The sequence below is a fragment of the Luteimonas sp. FCS-9 genome (genome assembly GCF_001014645.1).
Lineage (GTDB): Bacteria > Pseudomonadota > Gammaproteobacteria > Xanthomonadales > Xanthomonadaceae > Luteimonas.
This window is the reverse complement of record NZ_LASZ01000005.1, coordinates 124,544-144,004: the sequence shown is the minus strand read 5'-3', so window position 1 is coordinate 144,004 and position 19,461 is coordinate 124,544. Positions and strand designations below refer to the sequence as shown.

The following is a 19,461-nucleotide window of genomic DNA, read 5'->3' as shown; positions in this document are numbered from 1 at the left end:
TCAGGCGGGGAGCGTGGCCTGCAGGCGCGTGATGCGCTCGACCAGCTGCTCGGGCGAGTAGGGCCGGGCTGCGACGCGGCCCCAGACCGGGGCGGGCCATGCCGGGTCGCCCTGGTCGCGGCCGATCACGTGCACGTGCAGCTGTGGCACCTGGTTGCCCAGCGCGGCGATGTTGAGCTTGAACGGACGGAACGCGTCGCGCACGGCGCGCGCGACGATGTCGATCTCCTCGGTCAGCAGATTGCGCTGCGCGCTGTCGAGGTCGATCAGTTCGCGGGCATCGGGCAGGCGCGGCACCAGGATCAGCCAGGGGTAGTTGGCGTCGTCCATCAACCGGACCTCGCTCAGCGCGAGCGTGGCGACGGGGTGGGTGTCCTCGGCCAGTTGCGGATGCAGTGCATAGCGGGCGGGGGCGGTGTGCGGCATGGCCGGGCTCCGGTCAGCGCAGCGCTGCGGCGAGGAACTTCATCGTCTGCCGGCGGGCCTCGGCGGCGCTGTCGGGGTGGTAGTGGGTGGGGTCGACGTCGCGGTTGAAGGCGTGGCCGCCCGCGTGGACGTGCACCTCCGCGTCCGGCTGCCGCGTGCGGTGGGCGGCGATGTCGGTCTCCGGGATGCTGGCGTCGTCGGCGCCGAAGTGGAACAGCATCGGGGCCTGCAGCGGCTCGTCGAGGAACGGCACGGTGCGCGCACCGTAGTAGCTGACCGCGGGTAGACCTAAGCGGGTGTTGGCGAGGAACGCGAGGCTGCCGCCCCAGCAGAAGCCGACCACGCCGATCTGGCGATGGCCTTCGCCGTGCAGCAGGTCGCGCGTGGCGCGGACGATGCCGACGGCGCGGTCGAAGCCCAGCTCTGCGGCGAGCGCGCGACCGCGTTCGAAGTCGGCGGCCTCGTAGGTCAGCTCGACATTGCGTGCGACCGGGTCGAACAGCGCCGGCGCGATCGCGACGTAGCCCGCGGCGGCGTAGCCGTCCGCGACGCTGCGGATGTGGGCATTGACGCCGAAGATCTCCTGCAGCACGACGATCGCGCCCTGGGCGGCAGCGCCGTGCGGCGGGTCGGCGCGCCAGGCGTTGACCGGTCCGGACGGCGTTGCGACGACGATGTCCCGGCCCATGGCGGCTCCCCGTTCACGTGATCGGCCGGAGTCTAACCCAGGCGCCGTGGACGCAGGACCCGCCCGGCGGCCGCGGCTATACTGCGCGGCCCCGCGTGTCCTTCCCGGCGGGCCGGCTCCGCGCCGGCCGCCCGGCGGTGCGCGGGCTCCTCCCTCCCGCACCCGCCACGGTCCCCATGTCCGCAGCCAGTCCCAAGGTCGGTTTCGTCAGCCTCGGCTGTCCGAAGGCTCTCGTCGATTCCGAACGCATCCTCACCCAGTTGCGGGTGGAGGGCTACGACATCGTGCAGACCTACGACGACGCCGACGTCGTCGTCGTCAACACCTGCGGATTCATCGACTCGGCGGTCGCCGAATCGCTGGACGCCATCGGCGAGGCAATGGCCGAGAACGGCAAGGTGATCGTCACCGGCTGCCTGGGCAAGCGCGAGGAGATGATCCGCGGCGCGCACCCGGGCGTGCTGTCGATCAGCGGTCCGCAGGACTACGGCTCGGTCATGGGCGCGGTGCACGCGGCGCTGCCGCCGCGGCACGACCCGTTCGTCGACCTGGTGCCCGATACCGGTGTCAAGCTGACCCCGCGGCACTACGCGTACCTGAAGATCTCCGAAGGCTGCAACCACCGTTGCAGCTTCTGCATCATCCCGTCGATGCGCGGCGACCTGGTGTCGCGCCCGGTCGACGACGTGCTGCGCGAGGCCGAGCGGCTGGTACGCGGCGGCGTGCGCGAACTGCTGGTGATCTCCCAGGACACCTCGGCCTACGGCGTGGACGTGCGCTATGCCGAGCGGACCTGGCGCGACCGCGCGTACCAGACGCGGATGAAGGCGTTGTGCGAGGGGCTGTCGGAACTGGGTGTGTGGACGCGGCTGCACTACGTCTACCCGTATCCGCACGTCGACGACATCATCCCGCTGATGACCGAGCGGCATGCCGACGGCAGCCGCAAGCTGCTGCCGTATCTCGACGTGCCGCTGCAGCATGCCAGCCCGCGGATTCTGAAGCTGATGAAGCGGCCCGGCGCGATCGACCGCACCCGCGAGCGCATCGCGCGCTGGCGCGAGATCTGCCCGGACCTGACGATCCGCAGCACGTTCATCGTCGGCTTCCCCGGCGAGACCGAGGACGACTTCCAGCAACTGCTGGACTTCCTCGACGAGGCGCAGCTCGATCGCGTCGGCGCGTTCGCCTATTCGCCGGTCGAAGGCGCGAGCGCGAACCTGTTGCCCGACGCGGTGCCGGACGCGGTGAAGCAGGAACGCCTGGCGCGTTTCATGGACAAGCAGGCGGAGATTTCCGCAGCCCGGCTCGAGGCCAAGGTCGGCACGGTGCAGTCCTGCTTGGTCGACGTCGTCGACGGGGACCTGGCGATCGCGCGGTCCATGGGCGATGCGCCCGAGATCGACGGCGTGGTGCAGATCCAGGACGGGCGCGAGGCCGGCCTGCGACCCGGCGATGTCGTCGAGGTGGCGATCATGGGCAGCGACGAGCATGATCTCTACGGGGAAGTCGCGGAGATCGATGCATGACCCGATGGACGATGGCGGTTGCGATGGTGCTGGCACTCGCGCCCGGCGGGGCGGGCGCCGCCGACGGACTGAGCGGCACCTACCGCCCGGTCGGCGGCGACCCCCGCACGATGCCGGCCGACGCGCAGCTCACGCTGCGGGCCGAAGGGCGCGGCTGGCTGGCGATGTTCCGTGGCGAGGGCCTGGCGCTGCTGCCGCTCAGCGGCCTCGAGCAGGCCGGCCTGTTCCCGGGCGTCCCACCCGAAGCCGGTCTGCAGTGCGCGTCGTCGCGCGCGTTCCTGATGTGCCGCGTGGCCCCGGGGACCGAATTCCCGGACAAGGGCTTCACGTCGACGACCGGGTACTTCACGGCGTTCTCGGATACCCAGATCCACGAGTTGCAGCGCATCGACTGATCCCGCCAGCCGGGCAGCGTACCCGCCGCGCTACGGCGCGGGCGCGGCGTGGGCGGCGGTCTCGACGTAGGCCCAGGCTGCCGCCTCGATCGCATCGATCGCGGCGATCGCGCCGGGCAGCCGCTGCCGGCCGCCTTCGCCACCGTCGTCGCGCATCCGGCCCGACGCGTTGTAGTCGACCAGCGCCTGCCAGGCCGGCAGGCGCGCGTCGACGGTCGCGATCAACCGCCGAAGCGCCATGTCCGCACGGGCGTCCGCCGCGCCGGCACCGGCCGACGCCAGCGCGGCCTGCGCCCGGGCGCGGAACGCGGCGTCGAAGTGGTGGGTGTCGGTCCGTACCTTCCAGAATGCGCCGAGCCGGAAGCGCTCGTCGTCGGCGGCCCGTGCGCTGCGCCCGCGACCGGCCACGACGCGTTCGATCAGGAACGGCCGCAGCCGCGCGGCGAGTGCGGCATGGGCGCTGGCCTTCGCGTCTGCGTCGGGGTGCGGCGCCGGCACGGGCGTCGCGGGCGCCGCAGGTGCGGGGTCGGGCGCGCAGGCGGTGAGGGCGGCCGCGAGCAGCGCCGCGCCGGCCGTGCGCCAGGCGCCGGGGCCGCCCCCGCCGCGGGCCACCCGTCGGCCGGATGGTCGATCCCGGCCCACTAGCCTGCGGCGTAGTCGATCGAGACGATCGCGAACGTGCGCGACCCGCCCGGCAGTTCGACCGTGACCTCGTCGTCGACGCGCTTTTTGAGCAGCGCGCGCGCCAGCGGCGAATCGATGCTGATCCAACCTTCGCGCGCGTCGGTCTCGTCCGGGCCGACGATGCGGTAGCGGTTGCACTGCCCGCTGTCGTCGTCCTCCAGTTCGATCCACGCACCGAAGAACACGGCCTGCGGATCGGTCGGCACCGTGTCGACCACGCGCAGCGCCTCGAGCCGCTTGCCGAGGTAGCGCACGCGCCGATCGATCTCGCCGAGCTGTTTCTTGCGGTAGGTGTACTCGGCATTCTCCGAGCGGTCGCCCTCGGCCGCGGCCGCCGACAGCGCCCGCACCACCTCGGGCCGGCGCACGCGCCACAGGTCGTCGAGTTCGGCCTTGAGCCGCGCGTGGCCGTCGGGCGTGATCAGCGCGGTGCTCGTTTCGGCGGGCGGGCGCCAGCGGCTCATCGGATCCGGATCCCGCCGAGGATGTTGCGCACGATCCGGTTGGTGACCGTGCGCACCGCCTGCTTGCCGGCGGCCTGGACCGCGCCCTGGCGGCGCTTGGTGCCGAACAGGAACGCCTCGATCTTCTGCCCCAGGCCACCCTCGTTTTCGTCGGCGCCGCGCGATTTCGCCGGGCGTGCCGCTTCGGTCGCGGTCGCGTCCTGGGCGCGTCGCGCCAGCAGTTCGGCGGCCGATTCGCGGTTGACCGGTGTGTCGTACTTCGCGCCGACCGGGCTGCCGGCGCGGATGCGCGCGCGCTCGGCCTCGGTGATCGCGCCCATCCGGCAGCGCGGCGGGGCGATCAACGTGCGCTCGACCGGCGCAGGCGCGCCGCCGGCCTGCAGCATCGAGACCAGCGCCTCGCCGGTCTGGAGCGTGGCGATCGTCGCGGCGACGTCGAGCGCCGGATTCGGTACGAAGGTCTGCGCCGCGGTGCGCACGGCCTTCTGGTCGCGCGGCGTGTAGGCGCGCAGCGCGTGCTGCACGCGGTTGCCGAGCTGGCCGAGCACGGCCGGCGGCACGTCGTCGGGGAACTGCGAGCAGAAGTAGATGCCCACGCCCTTGGAGCGCACCAGCCGCACCACCTGCTCGATGCGCTGCTGCAGCGAGGCCGGCGCGTCGCCGAACAGCAGGTGCGCCTCGTCGAACACGAACACCAGGCGCGGCTTGTCGAGATCGCCGACCTCGGGCAGCGTCTCGAACAGCTGCGACAGCAGCCACAGCAGGAAGGTCGCGTACAGCCGCGGCTTGAGGATCAGCCGGTCGGCGGCGAGGATGCCGATCACGCCGCGGCCATCGGTGCGCGTGCGCATCAGGTCGGCCAGTTCCAGCGCCGGCTCGCCGAAGAACGGCGCGCCACCGTCCTGTTCCAGCCGCAGCACCGCGCGCTGGATCGCCGCGATCGACGGCGCGGAGACCAGGCCGTACTCGGACGAGACCGTCTTGCGCTCCTCGGCGACCAGCGCCAGCAGCGCGCGCAGGTCGTCGAGGTCGAGCAGCAGGCCGCGGTCGTCGGCGAGCTTGAACACGATGTCGAGCACGCCGGCCTGGGTGTCGTTGAGCTCGAGGATGCGCGCCAGCAGCGTCGGCCCCATTTCGCTGACCGTCGTGCGCACCGGATGACCGGACACGCCGAACAGGTCCCAGAACACCACCGGGCTGGCCTCGCCGGCGTAGTCGGGCACGCCGATGCCGGCCGCGCGTTCGCGCAGCGCCTCGCCGATCTCGCCCGGCATCGCAAGGCCGGCGACATCGCCCTTCACGTCGGCCATGAACACCGGCACGCCGATGCGCGAGAAGCCTTCGGCGAGCGTGGTCAGCGTGACGGTCTTGCCGGTGCCGGTCGCGCCGGCGACGAGCCCATGGCGGTTGCCCAGCGCGGGCAGCAGGTGGACGGGGCTGCCGTCGGGGGTGGTGACGGCCTTGCCGACGAGGATCGGATCCATGGGGGGCGGGGAACAAACGAGGGAACCGCGATTCTAGGACGCGCGCGTCGCCGTGCGGCGGTCGCGGCACGGGCGCCGGCGTGCCGCGTCGCGGACGCGCGCGCCGCTCGCGCACAATGGGCCCTTGTTTTCCTGGAGCGCCCCCGATGTCCCGTCGACTGTCCCCGCGTGTGGCCGCCCTGGTCGTGGCCGCGCTGCCCGGCCTGGCCTGGGCCTGCGCGCTGCCCGTGCCCGACGGCCCGTACCCCGTGGGCCACCAGCGCTTCGAACTGGCCGACCCGTCCCGTCGCGGCGTGTCGGGCGAGGCGCCCGATGCGGTGCGCACGCTGCCGGCGATCGCCTGGTATCCGGCCGCCCGCGCTGGCGCGCCGCGGCCGTACCTGGCGCCCGAGGACGCGCGGGTGCAGTTGCCGGCGCTCGCACGCAACCTGCGCTACGCGGTCGACGACACGCTCGCGATCGGCGCGTGCACGGCGGCGGGCGCGGGGACCGGCGTCGCGTCGCGGCCGGCGCGCGGCTTCCCGCTGGTGGTGTTCAGCCATGGCTTCTTCTCGTATCCGGCGCAGAACACCGCGCTGGCCGAGTCGCTCGCCAGCCACGGCTACGTGGTCGTGGCGCTGGGCCATCCGGGCGACGCAGCGGACGTCGCCTTGGCCGACGGGCGGGTCGTGCCCACGTACATGGCGCCCGAGTCGCCGGCGCTGCTCGACTGGCGCCAGCGTTTCCATGCGGCCGACGACCACGACACGCGCGCCGCGCTGATCGACGGCTACGCGCAGGCGCTGGCCGGCAGCCGCCTGGGCGCCAGCCAGGCGACCTGGCGCGACGACGTGCTGTTCGCGGTCCGCGCGCTGCAGGCCGGCGAGGTGCCGGCGGCGTTCGCGCCGGTGCTCGCCGCTGCCGATCCGCGCCGGCTGGCGATCGCCGGCATGTCGTTCGGCGGCTCGACCGCTGCGACCGCCTGCCACCGCCTGCCCACGTGCCGCGCGGCGGTCAGCCTGGACGGGCTGAATTTCGATCCCGCGCTCTACGATGCCGACCTCGCGCGGCCGCTGCTGGCGCTGACCAGCGACTGGGTGCGCTTCCCGCTGTACGACGGCACGCCGTCCGACCCCGGGTTCCACCACAACGACTACGCCTACGAGCGCTGGACCCGGGCGGGACTGGCGCCGGACGTGATCCGGGTCCGCGTGCCCGGCACGCGGCACATGGCGTTCAGCGACCTGCCGCTGCTGATGGGCGGGACGGCGCGCGAGGCGAACTTCGGTGATGCGGACTTCGCGGCGACCGCGCGCGGGATCGCGGCGGTGACACGCGCGTTTCTCGACCGTCATCTCGACGATGCGCCGGCGGCCGGCGTGGATGCCGCGATCGAGGCGGCCGGCTTCGCGCGCCACGATCCGGCGCAGACGCGCGACTGGGCCCGGTCGCGGAACCGGGCCGTGCAGCCCGGCGGCTGAGTCCGGCGACCGTCGGTCGCCTTGCCCCGGCGCGACGGCCGGGGCTACCCTGCCGGCCCCTTCCGAGGCGACGCCCCGCATGCCCGACTCCGTGTTCCCGTTCGCGCGCCTGGGCGCCCTGGCCCTGGCCCTGGCGTTGTCGTGCCACGCCGCCGACGCCCACGCGCAGTCGCGCCGCGACCGCGAGGCCGCCGAAGCCCTGAGCCAGCGCATGCTCGACGCCGAGGGCCGCTACCGCCAGGCGCTGGTACGCATCGCCAACGACGACCCGGCGGGCGTGGAGGCGAGCAACGCCGCGCTCGAGGACATGGAGGACGTGATGCTGGCCTGCGAGAAGCAGCGCGGCTGCAGCGTCCCGCAGCTGCTGACCAGCTACAAGCGCCTGCTCAAGGCCGACGCCGACGCGCAGGCCGGGCAGGACGCGGACGAGGCGGCCGGGCTCGACGCGCTCGAGGGCGCGCTGCCGACCGCCGACGTGCCGGCCGCGGCCAGCGCCTCGGCGCTGCTGGCCGAAGACGAGCGCTTCAAGCGCATGGTCCAGCCCAACCCCGCCGTGCAGGCGGGCATCCGCCGCTGGCTGACCGACATGCGCGTGTCGTTGATCACCAGCCACGAGAACTACCAGTACATGCAGCACCTGATGTCGCCGGCGTTCAAGCGCAGCGGTCTGCCCGAGGCGCTGCTGTTCGGCATCCTGGCCAAGGAGTCCAACGGCCGGGTGCACGCGCGCTCGCGCGCCGGGGCCGCCGGGCCGCTGCAGTTCATGCCCGCGACCGGTCGCCGCTTCGGCCTCGGGCCCGACGGCAGCGGCTTCGACACCCGCTACGACCCCCGCCAGGCCGCCGATGCCGCCGCGGTCTACCTCAACGAGCGCTTCGCCCAGCACGGCAACGAGATCGAGTACTGGCTGGCTGCCTACAACGGCGGCGAGGGGAGGGCGCTGCGCGTCTACCGCGAGGCCGCCGGCCGGCGCTTCTGGGATCCGGACATCTACAACCAGTTCCCCCCGGAGACGCGCGACTACGTGCCGATGGTCATCGCCGCGGCCTGGCTGTACCTGCACCCGCAGGAGTACGGGCTGACGTTCCCGAAGGTCGACGCGCGGCCGGCGACGTTCCGCCTCGAGCGGCCGGCGTCGATCTACGAGCTGACGATCTGCCTGGGCAACGGCAACACCCGCGACGGCTACATGCGCGCGCTGCGCAACCTCAACCCCAGCTACGAGGCCGAGAGCCTGCTGCCGGCCGGGACCGTGCTCAACGGCACCGTGCGCATGGCCGGGCTGTACCGCCAGTGGTGCGTGCGCGGTGCGCGCGCGGACCTGGCGGCCGAGCTGGTGAACAGCGACCCGCGCGCAGCGATCGTGCGTACCGGCGCGATCGAGGTGCTGCCCGATGCCGGCAGCGCCCCGGCCGCCGTGCCGGCCGCGCCGGCTGCGCCGCGCCCGCCGCAGGCCGCGCCCGCGCCGGCGCGCACCCACCGCGTCGCGCGCGGCGACACCCTGGGCAAGATCGCCCAGCGCTACGGCTGCAGCGTGCCGACGCTTGCGCGTGCCAACGGCCTGCGCGCGCCGGCGTATGCGCTCAAGCCCGGGCAGAGCATCAAGCTCGAAGGCTGCGGCCGCTGAGCCGCGCCCCACGCATGTAGGCGCGCGCTCGCGCGCGATGGGGCATGACCGATAGTGCCCATCACGCGCGCTCGCGCGCGCCTACGGATCAACGGCGGGTGGCCAGCCGCTGGCCCAGCCGCACCGGCGACTCGGCGTGCAGCGCCGGCTCGAGTTCGGCGGCGCCCGGCGGCAGGAGCACGATCACCGTCGAGCCGTAGTTGAAGCGCGCCATCTCGGCGAAGCGCTCGAGCACGATGCCGCGCCCGCGGTAGTCCTTGCGCTGGATGCGGTCGCCGTAGGCGGGGATCTCCTCGCCGCCCCAGACCGTCTCCACCCCCGAAACCAGCAGCGCGCCGACCATCACCTGGACCATCGGCCCGAAATCGGTGTCGAAATGGCACACCAGCCGCTCGTTGCGCGCGAACAGCCGCGGCACGCGCGCGACCGCGTCGGTGCCCACGCTGAACAGCCGGCCGGGCACGTGCACGGTCTCGCGCAGCGTCCCGGTCCAGGCCATGTGCACACGGTGGTAGTCGCGCGGCGACAGGTAGACGGTCGCGTAGCGGCCGTCGAGATAGGGCGCGGCATCGGCCGCGTCGCCGAGCAGTTCGGCGACCGTGAACGACTGGCCCTTCGCCTGGAAGATCCGGTCGCCGGCGATCGCGCCGCACTGGCTGATGTGGCCGTCGGCCGGCATCAGCAATGCGCGCGGGTCCGGGTCGGCGGTGCGGACGCCTTCGCGCAGCGGACGGGTGAAGAACGCATTGAAGCTGGCGTACGACGCCGGGTCGGGGTTCGCGGCCTCCGACAGGTCGACGCCGAAGCGGCGCACGACGGTGTCGATCAGCCACCGCCGCGTGCCGGGATGGGTGGAGTAGGCCAGCCGGCGTGCCAGCGACGACAGCAGGCGGTGCGGCAGCGCGTAGGTCAGCGTGGTCACCAGGCTCACGGGCGGTCTCCGGCGGTCAGGCGCAGCAGGTCGTCGGCGATGGCGTCGGGCCGGGGCGCATCGCCGTTGAGCACGCTGCCCGACACCACGCCGGCCATGCGCCCCTGGGGATCGAGCACCGCCAGCGAGGCGCTGTGGTCGATCGTGTAGGCCCCGTTCGGGGCGTCGCCGCGCAGCGGCACCTTGGCGAACACCATCGACAGCGCGCGCGTGAAGCGCTCGAGCGTCGGCACGTCGGCGGTCGCGGCGAGCGTGTCGCGATGGAAGGCGTGCGCGTAGTCGCCCAGGCGATCGGGCGTGTCGCGCTCGGGATCGACCGACACGAACAGCACGCGCGGCCGGGTCGCCTCGGGCAGCGCCTCCCAGCGCCGCTGGGCCTGCGCCAGCTGGGTCAGCGTCATCGGGCACACGTCCGGGCACTGGGTGAAGCCGATGAACACCAGCGTCCAGTGCCCGGCCAGTTCGCCGGGCAGCAACTGGGTGCCGTCGGCCTGCTGCAGCGCGAAGTCCGGCAGCGCGCGCGGCTGGGGATACAGCTGCACGACCTGCAACTGCGGCCCGGCCGCGTCGCCGCCGGCGGCGAAATAGCGCTGCGCGGCGAGCAGGCCGAGCCCGCCGGCGACCGCGATGCACAGGATCACGAGGGTGGTGCGGTTGAACATCCGTCGAGGGCCGCCGAGTCGATGGGCCGGGCATCATAGCCCGCGGCGGCAGCCGGCTCCGTCGCGGGCGCCCCAGCCGCGGGACGCCGGGGCGGCTGACCTATAATCGCCGGCCATCAAGCCGTCTCCCGAGCCCGCGCGCGCCATGACCGAAGAACTGCAGACGATCGTCGACCTGATCCGCTACGGCGCCAGCCGCTTCAACGCCGCCGGGCTGACCTTCGGCCACAGCTACGACAACGCGATCGACGAGGCCACCCAGCTCACGCTGCACGCGCTGCACCTGCCGCACGACCTGAGCCCGGTCTACGGGCAGTCGCGGGTCACGTTGGCGGAGAAGGAGGACGTGCTGGGCCTGTTCCTGCGCCGCATCGAGGAGCGGATCCCGGCCGCCTACCTGACCGGCGAGGCCTGGTTCGCCGGGCTGAGCTTCAAGTCCGACCGCCGCGCGCTGGTGCCGCGCTCGCCGATCGCCGAGCTGATCCTGTCCGGCTTCGAGCCGTGGCTGGGCGGCCGCGAGGTCCGTCGCGCGCTCGACCTGTGCACCGGCTCGGGCTGCATCGCGATCGCGATGGCGCACCACAATCCCGAGTGGCACGTCGACGGCGTCGACCTCAGCGACGAGGCGCTGTCGCTGGCGGCCGAGAACGAGGCCCGGCTCGAGGTGCGCAACACGCGCTTCGTCAAGTCCGACCTGTTCGCCGGCCTGCAGGGCGAGCACTATGACCTGATCGTGACCAATCCGCCGTACGTGACCGACGACGAGACCGACGCGCTGCCGCGCGAGTACGGCTACGAGCCCGAGATGGGCCTGCGCGCCGGCGGCGACGGCCTGGACCTGGTGCTCAAGATCCTGCGAGACGCGCCGCTGCACCTGACCGACGAGGGGCTGCTGATCTGCGAGGTCGGCGAGTCCGAGCAGCACCTGGTCAAGCTGCTGCCCGAGCTGCCGCTGGCCTGGGTCGAGTTCCAGGTCGGGCAGATGGGCGTGTTCGTCGTCGAGCGCCAAGACTTGGTCGCGCACAACGCGCGCATCGCCGAGCTGGCCGCCGCGCGCGCGCCGGCGACGGCGGCATCGAGCGCTGCGACCGGCAGCGCCGCCGCCGGGTTGTTCTGACGGACCTGCGTCCACGCATCCCGCCGGCGCGTTAAGCTTGCCGGCCCCCGTCTCGACGGCGCCCCGGCGCCGCGGTGCCATGTCCAGCAACCGTTTCGGCCAACTGTTCAGCGTCACGACCTTCGGCGAGAGCCACGGGCCGGCGATCGGCTGCGTGGTCGACGGGTGCCCGCCGGGCATCGCGCTCGATCCGCAGGACTTCGCGCACGATCTCGCGCGCCGGGCGACCGGCAAGAGCCGCCACACCTCGGCGCGCCGCGAGGCCGATGCGGTGGAGATCCTCAGCGGCGTGTACGAAGGGATCACCACCGGCACGCCGATCGCGCTGCTGATCCGCAACACCGACCAGCGCAGCAAGGACTACGCGAACATCGCCGCGCAGTTCCGCCCCGGACACGCCGACTACGCGTACTGGCAGAAGTACGGCATCCGCGACCCGCGCGGCGGCGGGCGCTCGTCGGCGCGCGAGACGACGATGCGCGTGGCCGCAGGCACGATCGCCAAGAAGTGGCTCGCGCAGCGCCACGGGGTTCACGTGCACGGCTGGCTGTCGCAGCTGGGCGAACTCGTGCCGGCGGTGTCCGATCCGCAGGCGATCGACTGGGCCACGGTCGAATCCAACCCGTTCTTCTGGCCGGACGCGGCGCAGGTGCCCGCGCTCGAGGCCTACATGGACGCGCTGCGCAAGTCCGGCGACTCGGTCGGCGCGCGCGTGACCGTGGTCGCCGACGGCGTGCCGCCGGGCTGGGGCGCGCCGATCTACGGCAAGCTCGACGGCGACCTGGCGGCCGCGATGATGTCGATCAACGCGGTCAAGGGCGTGGAGGTCGGCGACGGCTTCGCGTCGGTCGCCCAGCGCGGCAGCGCGCACCGCGACCTGATGACGCCGGCCGGCTTCGCGTCCAACCACGCCGGCGGCGTGCTGGGCGGCATCAGCACCGGCCAGCGGATCGTGGTCTCGACCGCGTTCAAGCCCACGTCGAGCCTGCGCCTGCCGGCCGATGGCGTCGACGTCGACGGCAACGTCGTCGAGGTCGTGACCACCGGCCGCCACGACCCGTGCGTGGGCATCCGCGCCACGCCGATCTGCGAGGCGATGCTGGCGCTGGTGCTGATGGACCAGGCCCTGCGCCACCGCGCGCAGTGCGGCGACGTCGGCGAGGTGGGCCCGCGCATCCCGGGGCGCATCGATGGCTGAGCCGCGTCCGCGCGTCTGGGTCGCGCAACCGCTGTTCGACGACATCGTCGCGCGGCTGCACGCGCACTTCGACGTCGTCCAGGTGCCGGCGGTCGTCGAGCACGACGCGGCCGCGGTCGCCGACGCGCTGCGCGAGGCGGACGGCGCGCTGGTGACGCTCAACGAACGCGTCGGCGAGGCGGAGATCGCCGGCGCGCCGCGCCTGCGCGCGGTCGCCAACCTCGGCGTGGGCTACAACAATCTCGACGTCGCCGCGCTGCATGCGCGCGGCATCGTGGCGACCAACACCCCCGACGTGCTCACCGAGACCACGGCCGATTTCGGCTTCGCGCTGATGATGGCCGCCGCGCGGCGGGTCACCGAGGCCGAACGCCACCTGCGCGCGGGCCGCTGGCAGGGCTGGAACTTCAAGGGCCTGCTCGGCGCCGACCTGCACGGCAGCACGCTCGGCATCCTGGGCATGGGGCGGATCGGGCAGGGCATCGCCCGGCGCGCCGCCGGTTTCGACATGCGCGTGCTCTACCACAACCGCAGCCGGCTGCCCGCCGACGTCGAGCGTGCCTGCAACGCGCGCTACGTCGACTTCGACGCGTTGTTCGCGCAGGCCGACCACCTGGTCCTCGTGCTCCCGTATTCGGCCGCCAGCCACCACATCGTCGACGCTGCCGCGCTGGCGCGGATGCAGCCGACCGCGACGCTGACCAACATCGCGCGCGGCGGGATCGTCGACGAGGCCGCGCTGGCCGACGCGCTGGCGCACGGCCGACTGGCATCGGCCGCGCTCGACGTGTTCGAGGGCGAGCCGGCCGTCGACCCGCGGCTGCTCGCGCTCGACAACGTGGTGCTGACCCCGCACATCGCCAGCGGCAGCCTGGCCACGCGCCGGGCGATGGTCGCGCTGGCCGTCGACAACCTGATCGCAGCGCTGGGCGCCGGCCCGGACGCCGGCCGCCCGCCCACCCCGATCGCACCGGCCGGCCGGGACGCGAAACGACCGGGAACCGCCTGAGTTCCGGGCTGGCGGTTCCCCGAGCCCCGATGCAGTGCCCGCGCGATAAGCGCGTCCCACGTCCCCACTTCGAGAGTTCTCCATGTCCCAGTCCCCCTCCCGCGCCTTCCGCGTCGCCGTCGTCGGTGCCACCGGCGCCGTCGGCGAGACCATGCTGTCGATCCTCGCCGAGCGCGCTTTCCCGGTGTCCGAGCTCGTCGCGCTGGCGAGCGAGCGTTCGGCCGGCACCACCGTCAAGTTCGGCGACGACGACGTCGTCGTGCAGGACCTGGCCACGTTCGATCCGGCCGGCATCGACATCGCGCTGTTCTCGGCCGGCGGCGACACGAGCAAGGCGTACGCGCCGAAGTTCGCCGCGGCCGGCGCGGTCGTCATCGACAACAGCTCGGCGTTCCGCTACGACGACGACGTGCCGCTTGTGGTCAGCGAGGTCAACCCGGAGGCGGCGCGCGCGCGTCCGCGCGGCATCATCGCCAATCCCAACTGCTCGACGATGCAGATGCTCGTCGCATTGGCGCCGCTGCATCGCGCGGCGGGCATCGTGCGGATCAACGTGGCGACCTACCAGTCGGTCTCGGGCGCGGGCCGCTCGGCGATGGAGGAGCTCGGTCGCCAGACCGGCGACCTGCTGAACTTCCGCGAGCTCGACCCGCAGAAGTTCCCGGTGCAGATCGCCTTCAACCTGATCCCGCACATCGACGACTTCCTGGACAACGGCTTCACCAAGGAGGAGATGAAGCTGGTGTGGGAGACGCGCAAGATCCTCGGCGACGACGGCATCTTGGTGAACCCGACGGCGGTCCGCGTGCCGGTGTTCTACGGGCACTCGGAGGCCGTCGCGGTGGAGACGCGCGACAAGCTCACGGTCGAGGCGGCACGCGCGCTGCTGGCGCAGGCGCCGGGCGTGGAGGTCGTCGACGAACGGCGCGCCGGCGGCTATCCGACTCCGGTCACCCACGCCTCCGGGCGCGATGCGGTGTTCGTGGGCCGCATCCGCGAGGATCTCTCGCATCCCAACGGCCTGAACCTGTGGATCGTCTCGGACAACATCCGCAAGGGCGCCGCGCTCAACGCGGTGCAGGTGGCCGAGCTGGTCGCGGCGGAGTTGTCGTAGGCGCGCGCTTGCGCGCGATGAAGCGTTCCCGGGAACGCCTTTTCGCGCGCGAGCGCGCTCCGACACGTACGGACGGCGTTTCGAGGTCCCGATCGTGTTCCCCAGGCAGGCGACGGCCCGTTTTCCCTGCTTCCTGCCTCCCCGTGCCCGTCCGCACCCATTGCCGCCCGTGCGGCCGCGCCGCTACAGTCGCCGGATGAATCCGGATCGTCGTCGGCGGGCCCGCCCAGGGCCGGCCCGCAAGAAACAGGGGACGTTCGTGCCGCGCATCGTGTCGCGTCTGTTGCTGACCGCCGGCCTGTTGGCGCTCGCCGGGCCGGCGATGGCGCTGGGGCTGGGGCGGATCGAGGTCCGCTCGCAGCAGGGCGAGCCGTTGCTGGCCGAGATCCCGGTGGTGTCCAGCGACCCGGCCGAGCTGCGCCAGCTGCAGGCGCGGCTGGCCTCGCCCGAGACCTTCGCCCGGATCGGCCTGGCGCCTCCGCGCGGCGTGGTCTCCGACCTGCGTTTCAGCGTCGCGCTCGACGGGCGCGGGCGGCCGGTGATCCGCGTCACCAGCGCCGCGCCGGTGCAGCAGGAATCGCTCGCGTTCCTGGTCGAGGTCGACTGGGGGCAGGGGCGGCTGGTGCGCGAGTACTCGGCGCTGCTGGCGGTGCCCGACACCGTCGCGGCGAGCGCGCAGCAGGCGATCCAGGCACCCGTCGCCGCGCCGGCGGACGCGATCGTGCGGCCGCCGGTCGCCCCAGCGCCCGAGGCTCCGGTCGCGCAGGCCGCACCTGCACCCGCATCGGCACCCGCGGTGTCGGCCGAGCCCGCGCGCGCCGCGCCCGGGCTGGACGCCGTGTCGCCCGCGCCGCCGGTCCGGACCGCAGTCGCCGCCACCCCGCCGGTCGCCGATGGCGCGCAGACGTTGCCGGCCGTGCGCCCGGGCCAGGCGCTGTCGACGATCGCCGCGCCGCTGGCGCGCGATGCCGGCATCAGCGTCAACCAGGCGATGGTGCTGCTGCTGCGGCACAACCCCGAGGCCTTCATCGGCGGCAATCTCAACCTGATCCGCCAGGGCGCCGTGCTGCGGGTGCCGCCGCGCGACGACTGGGCGGCCGCCGGGACCGCCGAGGCCGATGCGCTGGTCCGCGAGCAGGTGGGGCAGTGGCGCGGCATGCAGCGACCGGCGCAGCCGGTCGAGACCGCGCCGCCTGCGCCGGCGGCCGCGCAGGCCGCGACGCCGTCGCCGGCGGCACCCGTGTCCGCATCTGCGGCGGCACCCGTTGCGGCGCCCTCCGCCCGACTCGAGATCACCCCGCCCGCCGGCGACGCCGCGCCGGCGGCGACACAGTCGGGCATCGCCGCCGGCGCTGGAGGAGACATGCTGCGTCAGGACCCGCACCAGGCCGAGGAGGCCGCTGCGTCCCGCAATGCGGAGATCGCCGAACTGCGATCCCGGCTCGACGACCTGGAGCAGTTGCAGCGGCAGCAGCAACGGCTGATCGAGATGAAGGACGCCGACCTGGCGGCCGCGCAGCAGCGCCTGGAGGCCGCGGGCGCGGCGACGCCCTGGTCCTGGCTGTGGCTGGTGCCGGCGCTGCTGCTGGTCGGGGCGCTCGCGTTCCTGATCGGCCGCCGCGGGCGCGGTTCTGCGCCTGCCCGGGCCGGCGTCGCCGCCGCGGCGTCGCCGTCCGCCGGTGCCGGGACGTCCGACGACGTGCCGGCGTTCGCGCGTGCCGCGCCGCCGGCCCCGGCGCCTGTGGCCGCACCGGTCGCGCCGACCGCGGGCGGGCCGACCTGGCACCTCGGCGATGCGTCCCCGACGCCCGACACGGCGCCTGCCTCGCCAGCCCCCGCCGACGTGCCTGCGCCGGCGCCCGTCGAGCTCGACCGCGGCGATGCGGTCGAGCCGCCACCCGGCATCGAGCGCCTGGAACTCGCGCGCGCCTACGTCGACCTCGGCGATGGCGAGACCGCGCGCGGCCTGCTGCAGGAAGTCGCCGACGGCGACGACCCGACCGCCGCGGCCGAGGCCGCGCGGCTGCTGCGCTCGCTCGGCTGACGGGTCGGCGATGCGGTTCGCGCTGGGCGTCGAGTACGACGGCAACGGCTTTCTCGGCTGGCAACGGCTGAGCAAGGCCGGTGAGGGCGGGCAGGAGTCGGTGCAGGCCGCGCTGGAGACGGCGCTGTCGAGGATCGCTGCGCATCCGGTGGCGACGGTCTGCGCCGGGCGCACCGACGCCGGCGTCCATGCGCAGTGCCAGGTCGTGCATTTCGACACCGAGGCCGTGCGCGCGCCGCGTGCCTGGATGCTCGGCGCGACCACGCTGATGCCGCCGCAGGTCAGCGTGCGCTGGTGCCGGCCGGTGCCCGAGACCTTCAACGCGCGCTTCTCGGCGCGCGCGCGGCACTACCGCTACCGCATCCTCAACCGGCAGGTGCGCCCGGCGCTTCACCGGCAGTACCTGTCGTGGGAACTGCGCCCGCTCGACGCCGGCGCGATGCACCGCGCCGCGCAGGCGCTGGTCGGCGAGCAGGATTTCTCCGCGTTCCGCACCGTGCACTGCCAGGCGCCGCACGCGCGCCGCGACCTGCAGCGCATCGCGGTCCGGCGCGACGGCGACGAGGTGGTCGTCGAGGTGCAGGCCAATGCGTTCCTGCACCACATGGTCCGCAACATCGTCGGCTCGCTGCTCGAGGTCGGCGCCGGCGCGCAGTCCGAGGCCTGGATCGCCGAGCTGCTGGCCGGCCGCGACCGCAGCCTCGCCGGCCCGACCGCGCCCGCCGCGGGCCTGGTCTTCCTCGGCCCGCTGTATCCGCCGGAGTGGGGCCTCCCGCCGGAGGTCACGCTGCCGGCATGAGCGCGGTACGGATCAAGTTCTGCGGGCTGACCCGGCGCGAGGACGTCGAGGCCGCGGTCGCGCTCGGCGTCGACCACGTCGGCTTCGTGTTCGCGGCGCGCAGTCCCCGCCGGCTCGACCTCGACGCCGCCCGCGCGCTGCGCGCGAAGGTGCCGGCCCACGTACAGGTCGTCGCGCTGGCGATGGACAACCCGGCCGCCGAGGTCGCGGCGATCGTCGAGGCGCTGGCCCCGGACGTGCTGCAGTTCCATGGCGCCGAGCACGACGCGTTCTGCCGTCGATTCGGCACGCCGTACTGGAAGGCGGTCGCGATGGGCGGTGATCCGGCCGCCGCGCTGCGCACGCTCGGCGACTGGCCGGGCGCCGCGGCGTTCCTGTTCGACGGCCATGCCGCCGGCGAGCCGGGCGGCGCCGGCGCACGTTTCGACTGGCGGGCGCTGCCCGCCGCGCTCGACCGGCCGTTCTGGCTGGCCGGCGGGCTCGATGCCGGCAACGTCGCCGAGGCGATCGCGACCGCGCGGCCGGCTGGTGTCGACGTGTCGAGCGGCATCGAATCGGCGCCCGGCCACAAGGACATCGCGCGCATGCAAGCGTTCGTCACGGCGGCACGCAAGGGCGGCTGATTCCGCTCGTCCTGGCGGCGCGCGGAGGCCGCGTTCGGCGACGCGTACAGGGCGGCTGTCCCGTAGGAGCGCGCTCGCGCGCGATGACGCTCCACCGGCAAAACGCCATCGCGCGCAAGCGCGCTCCTACGGGCAGACGGAGTTCCGCGGCAGCCCGGTCGACCAGCCCATCCGTCGCGTCGACCCGAGCCTCGGTAGGAGCGCGCTTGCGCGCGAACAGGCTCTCCGGTCAAGCCGTCATCGCGCGCGAGCGCGCTCCTACAGGACGCACGCGGCCTTGCGCGCGCACGGCGCCCAGGACGGCGGATCGTGCGCGAGGCCCTACAGCAGTTCGCGCGACAACCAGTGGGCCAGCGCGTCGGCACGCGTATCGTCGCCGTCTCGTGGCGTCGCCAGCACCCAGTGCGCGCCGGTCGTGGCGAACCCCCACGGCGCGAGCAGCCGGCCGGCGGCGAGGTCGTCGGCGACCAGTTCCTGTGGCGCGATCGCGACGCCGAGCCCGGCGACCGCGGCCTCGAGCAGGAAGTACAGGTGCTCGAAGCCGGTGCCCAGCACCTGCGGCGGCGCCGCACCCGACGCGGCGGCCCAGGCCGGCCAGGCCTGCGGCCGCGAGGCGGTGTGCAGCAGCGGTTCGCGCAGCAACGCGTCGGGCGCCAGCGCCTGCAGCCGCGCAGCCTCGGCGTGCCGCGGGCTGAGCACCGGCCCGATGCGCTCGATCGCCAGCCGGCGCACGCGCCAGGCGGCCGGCCACGGCGGTTCGCCGATCAGCAGCGCGGCATCGAAGCCCGCGAGCGACGGCGGGAACGCGCCCTCATGTGGCGAGAGGTGCAGGCGCAGGGCCGGCAGCGATTCGGTCAGTCGCGGCAGGCGTGGGATCACCCAGCGCGCGAGCAGGCTGCCGGGGCAGCCGAGCACCAGCGCTTCGTCGCCTTGCGTGCGCCGGATCGTCGCGACCGCGCCGCGCAGGCGCGCGAACGCATCCCCTGCGGCATCGCGCAGGCGCTCCCCGGCCGGCGTCAGCCGCAGGCCGCGCCCGGCGCGCACGAACAGCGGGGTGCCGAGTGCGTCCTCGAGCAGCCGCACCTGGCGGCTGACCGCCCCATGGGTCACGTGCAGCGCCTCGGCCGCGCGGCTCAGGCTGCCCAGCCGCGCAGCGGCCTCGAAGGCGCGTACCGCGTTGAGCGGCGGCAGGTCGGCATCGGTCATG

The 19,461-nt window shown here is 73.8% G+C and carries 19 protein-coding genes; 11 read left to right on the top strand and 8 right to left on the bottom strand.

All coding sequences use genetic code 11. The annotated features are described in order from the left end of the window. Together WQ56_RS06500 and WQ56_RS06495 are read right to left on the bottom strand one after the other, a co-directional pair. On the bottom strand, positions 1 to 426 hold the full coding sequence (locus WQ56_RS06500) for an HIT family protein (RefSeq protein WP_047136271.1): 426 nt from the start codon (positions 424 to 426) through the stop codon (positions 1 to 3). 13 nt (positions 427 to 439) lie between these two features. Next, entirely contained in the window at positions 440 to 1,114 is a 675-nt protein-coding gene (locus tag WQ56_RS06495; RefSeq protein WP_047136270.1) for a dienelactone hydrolase family protein, read from the bottom strand. Between the two features lie 176 nt (positions 1,115 to 1,290). On the opposite strand from WQ56_RS06495, the gene rimO reads away from it, so the two are divergent. Further along, positions 1,291 to 2,643, top strand: coding sequence for a 30S ribosomal protein S12 methylthiotransferase RimO (gene rimO / locus WQ56_RS06490; protein ID WP_047136269.1), 1,353 nt, complete (start codon positions 1,291 to 1,293; stop codon positions 2,641 to 2,643). Next, positions 2,640 to 3,038 (top strand): hypothetical protein, encoded by a 399-nt coding sequence (locus WQ56_RS06485; RefSeq protein WP_156170404.1) that lies wholly within the window; start codon positions 2,640 to 2,642, stop codon positions 3,036 to 3,038. Before rimO ends, WQ56_RS06485 begins: the two co-directional genes overlap by 4 nt. Positions 3,039 to 3,068: 30 nt before the next feature. Here WQ56_RS06485 and WQ56_RS06480 read toward each other — a convergent pair whose 3' ends face one another. From WQ56_RS06480 to WQ56_RS06470, 3 genes are read right to left on the bottom strand one after another with little or no spacing between them, the layout of a single operon-like run. Next, on the bottom strand, positions 3,069 to 3,650 hold the full coding sequence (locus WQ56_RS06480; RefSeq protein ID WP_047136267.1) for a hypothetical protein: 582 nt from the start codon (positions 3,648 to 3,650) through the stop codon (positions 3,069 to 3,071). A 29-nt stretch (positions 3,651 to 3,679) separates the two neighbouring features. Next, a complete protein-coding gene (greB, locus tag WQ56_RS06475; protein ID WP_047136266.1) occupies positions 3,680 to 4,186 on the bottom strand; it encodes a transcription elongation factor GreB in 507 nt (168 codons plus the stop codon). Next, positions 4,183 to 5,670 carry a helicase HerA-like domain-containing protein gene (locus WQ56_RS06470; protein ID WP_047136265.1) on the bottom strand — a complete coding sequence of 496 codons (1,488 nt, stop codon included), beginning with the start codon at positions 5,668 to 5,670 and terminating at the stop codon, positions 4,183 to 4,185. The genes greB and WQ56_RS06470 overlap by 4 nt, the downstream gene beginning before the upstream one ends. Positions 5,671 to 5,816: 146 nt before the next feature. On the opposite strand from WQ56_RS06470, the gene WQ56_RS06465 reads away from it, so the two are divergent. Next, positions 5,817 to 7,130: a hypothetical protein gene (locus WQ56_RS06465; RefSeq protein ID WP_156170402.1), complete on the top strand. Its 1,314-nt coding sequence runs from the start codon at positions 5,817 to 5,819 to the stop codon at positions 7,128 to 7,130. Positions 7,131 to 7,209: 79 nt separating this feature from the next. Then, positions 7,210 to 8,757, top strand: coding sequence for a transglycosylase SLT domain-containing protein (locus tag WQ56_RS06460; protein WP_047136263.1), 1,548 nt, complete (start codon positions 7,210 to 7,212; stop codon positions 8,755 to 8,757). 88 nt (positions 8,758 to 8,845) lie between these two features. Here WQ56_RS06460 and asd read toward each other — a convergent pair whose 3' ends face one another. Together asd and WQ56_RS06450 are read right to left on the bottom strand one after the other, a co-directional pair. Then, positions 8,846 to 9,688 (bottom strand): archaetidylserine decarboxylase, encoded by an 843-nt coding sequence (asd, locus tag WQ56_RS06455; protein WP_047136262.1) that lies wholly within the window; start codon positions 9,686 to 9,688, stop codon positions 8,846 to 8,848. After that, on the bottom strand, positions 9,685 to 10,350 hold the full coding sequence (locus WQ56_RS06450) for an SCO family protein (protein WP_047136261.1): 666 nt from the start codon (positions 10,348 to 10,350) through the stop codon (positions 9,685 to 9,687). The genes asd and WQ56_RS06450 overlap by 4 nt, the downstream gene beginning before the upstream one ends. A gap of 145 nt (positions 10,351 to 10,495) precedes the next feature. Between WQ56_RS06450 and prmB the strand changes: the two genes are divergently transcribed. The 7 genes from prmB to WQ56_RS06415 all read left to right on the top strand — a co-directional run bounded on the left by prmB (position 10,496) and on the right by WQ56_RS06415 (position 18,254). After that, complete coding sequence (prmB, locus tag WQ56_RS06445) at positions 10,496 to 11,467, top strand: 50S ribosomal protein L3 N(5)-glutamine methyltransferase (RefSeq protein ID WP_047136260.1); 972 nt, start codon at positions 10,496 to 10,498, stop codon at positions 11,465 to 11,467. Positions 11,468 to 11,546: 79 nt separating this feature from the next. Next, positions 11,547 to 12,665, top strand: a complete 1,119-nt coding sequence (gene aroC / locus WQ56_RS06440) for a chorismate synthase (protein WP_047136259.1) — start codon at positions 11,547 to 11,549, stop codon at positions 12,663 to 12,665. Continuing rightward, positions 12,658 to 13,674: a D-glycerate dehydrogenase gene (locus tag WQ56_RS06435; RefSeq protein WP_047136258.1), complete on the top strand. Its 1,017-nt coding sequence runs from the start codon at positions 12,658 to 12,660 to the stop codon at positions 13,672 to 13,674. The genes aroC and WQ56_RS06435 overlap by 8 nt, the downstream gene beginning before the upstream one ends. Before the next feature lie 82 nt (positions 13,675 to 13,756). Next, on the top strand, positions 13,757 to 14,788 hold the full coding sequence (locus WQ56_RS06430) for an aspartate-semialdehyde dehydrogenase (protein WP_047136257.1): 1,032 nt from the start codon (positions 13,757 to 13,759) through the stop codon (positions 14,786 to 14,788). A gap of 259 nt (positions 14,789 to 15,047) precedes the next feature. Further along, the gene (locus WQ56_RS06425; RefSeq protein WP_343123202.1) at positions 15,048 to 16,832 is read left to right on the top strand and encodes a FimV/HubP family polar landmark protein; all 1,785 of its coding nucleotides are present in this window, start codon (positions 15,048 to 15,050) and stop codon (positions 16,830 to 16,832) included. A gap of 10 nt (positions 16,833 to 16,842) precedes the next feature. Next, a complete protein-coding gene (truA, locus tag WQ56_RS06420; RefSeq protein ID WP_047136256.1) occupies positions 16,843 to 17,631 on the top strand; it encodes a tRNA pseudouridine(38-40) synthase TruA in 789 nt (262 codons plus the stop codon). Beyond that, complete coding sequence (locus tag WQ56_RS06415) at positions 17,628 to 18,254, top strand: phosphoribosylanthranilate isomerase (protein WP_047136255.1); 627 nt, start codon at positions 17,628 to 17,630, stop codon at positions 18,252 to 18,254. The genes truA and WQ56_RS06415 overlap by 4 nt, the downstream gene beginning before the upstream one ends. Positions 18,255 to 18,575: 321 nt before the next feature. Here the strand turns inward: WQ56_RS06415 and WQ56_RS06410 are convergent, their stop codons facing one another. Continuing rightward, a complete protein-coding gene (locus WQ56_RS06410; protein WP_047136254.1) occupies positions 18,576 to 19,460 on the bottom strand; it encodes a LysR family transcriptional regulator in 885 nt (294 codons plus the stop codon). Position 19,461: the final 1 nt, after the last annotated feature.

Bases quoted from the DNA above. Each gene is read 5' to 3' on its own strand.
- prmB (WP_047136260.1), top strand. From the start codon at position 10,496: ATGACCGAAGAACTGCAGACGATCGTCGACCTGATCCGCTACGGCGCC.
- greB (WP_047136266.1), bottom strand. From the start codon at position 4,186: ATGAGCCGCTGGCGCCCGCCCGCCGAAACGAGCACCGCGCTGATCACG.
- rimO (WP_047136269.1), top strand. From the start codon at position 1,291: ATGTCCGCAGCCAGTCCCAAGGTCGGTTTCGTCAGCCTCGGCTGTCCG.
- WQ56_RS06495 (WP_047136270.1), bottom strand. From the start codon at position 1,114: ATGGGCCGGGACATCGTCGTCGCAACGCCGTCCGGACCGGTCAACGCC.
- truA (WP_047136256.1), top strand. From the start codon at position 16,843: ATGCGGTTCGCGCTGGGCGTCGAGTACGACGGCAACGGCTTTCTCGGC.
- WQ56_RS06465 (WP_156170402.1), top strand. From the start codon at position 5,817: ATGTCCCGTCGACTGTCCCCGCGTGTGGCCGCCCTGGTCGTGGCCGCG.
- WQ56_RS06500 (WP_047136271.1), bottom strand. From the start codon at position 426: ATGCCGCACACCGCCCCCGCCCGCTATGCACTGCATCCGCAACTGGCC.
- WQ56_RS06485 (WP_156170404.1), top strand. From the start codon at position 2,640: ATGACCCGATGGACGATGGCGGTTGCGATGGTGCTGGCACTCGCGCCC.
- WQ56_RS06430 (WP_047136257.1), top strand. From the start codon at position 13,757: ATGTCCCAGTCCCCCTCCCGCGCCTTCCGCGTCGCCGTCGTCGGTGCC.
- WQ56_RS06450 (WP_047136261.1), bottom strand. From the start codon at position 10,350: ATGTTCAACCGCACCACCCTCGTGATCCTGTGCATCGCGGTCGCCGGC.
- aroC (WP_047136259.1), top strand. From the start codon at position 11,547: ATGTCCAGCAACCGTTTCGGCCAACTGTTCAGCGTCACGACCTTCGGC.
- WQ56_RS06410 (WP_047136254.1), bottom strand. From the start codon at position 19,460: ATGACCGATGCCGACCTGCCGCCGCTCAACGCGGTACGCGCCTTCGAG.
- WQ56_RS06460 (WP_047136263.1), top strand. From the start codon at position 7,210: ATGCCCGACTCCGTGTTCCCGTTCGCGCGCCTGGGCGCCCTGGCCCTG.
- WQ56_RS06415 (WP_047136255.1), top strand. From the start codon at position 17,628: ATGAGCGCGGTACGGATCAAGTTCTGCGGGCTGACCCGGCGCGAGGAC.
- WQ56_RS06470 (WP_047136265.1), bottom strand. From the start codon at position 5,670: ATGGATCCGATCCTCGTCGGCAAGGCCGTCACCACCCCCGACGGCAGC.
- WQ56_RS06435 (WP_047136258.1), top strand. From the start codon at position 12,658: ATGGCTGAGCCGCGTCCGCGCGTCTGGGTCGCGCAACCGCTGTTCGAC.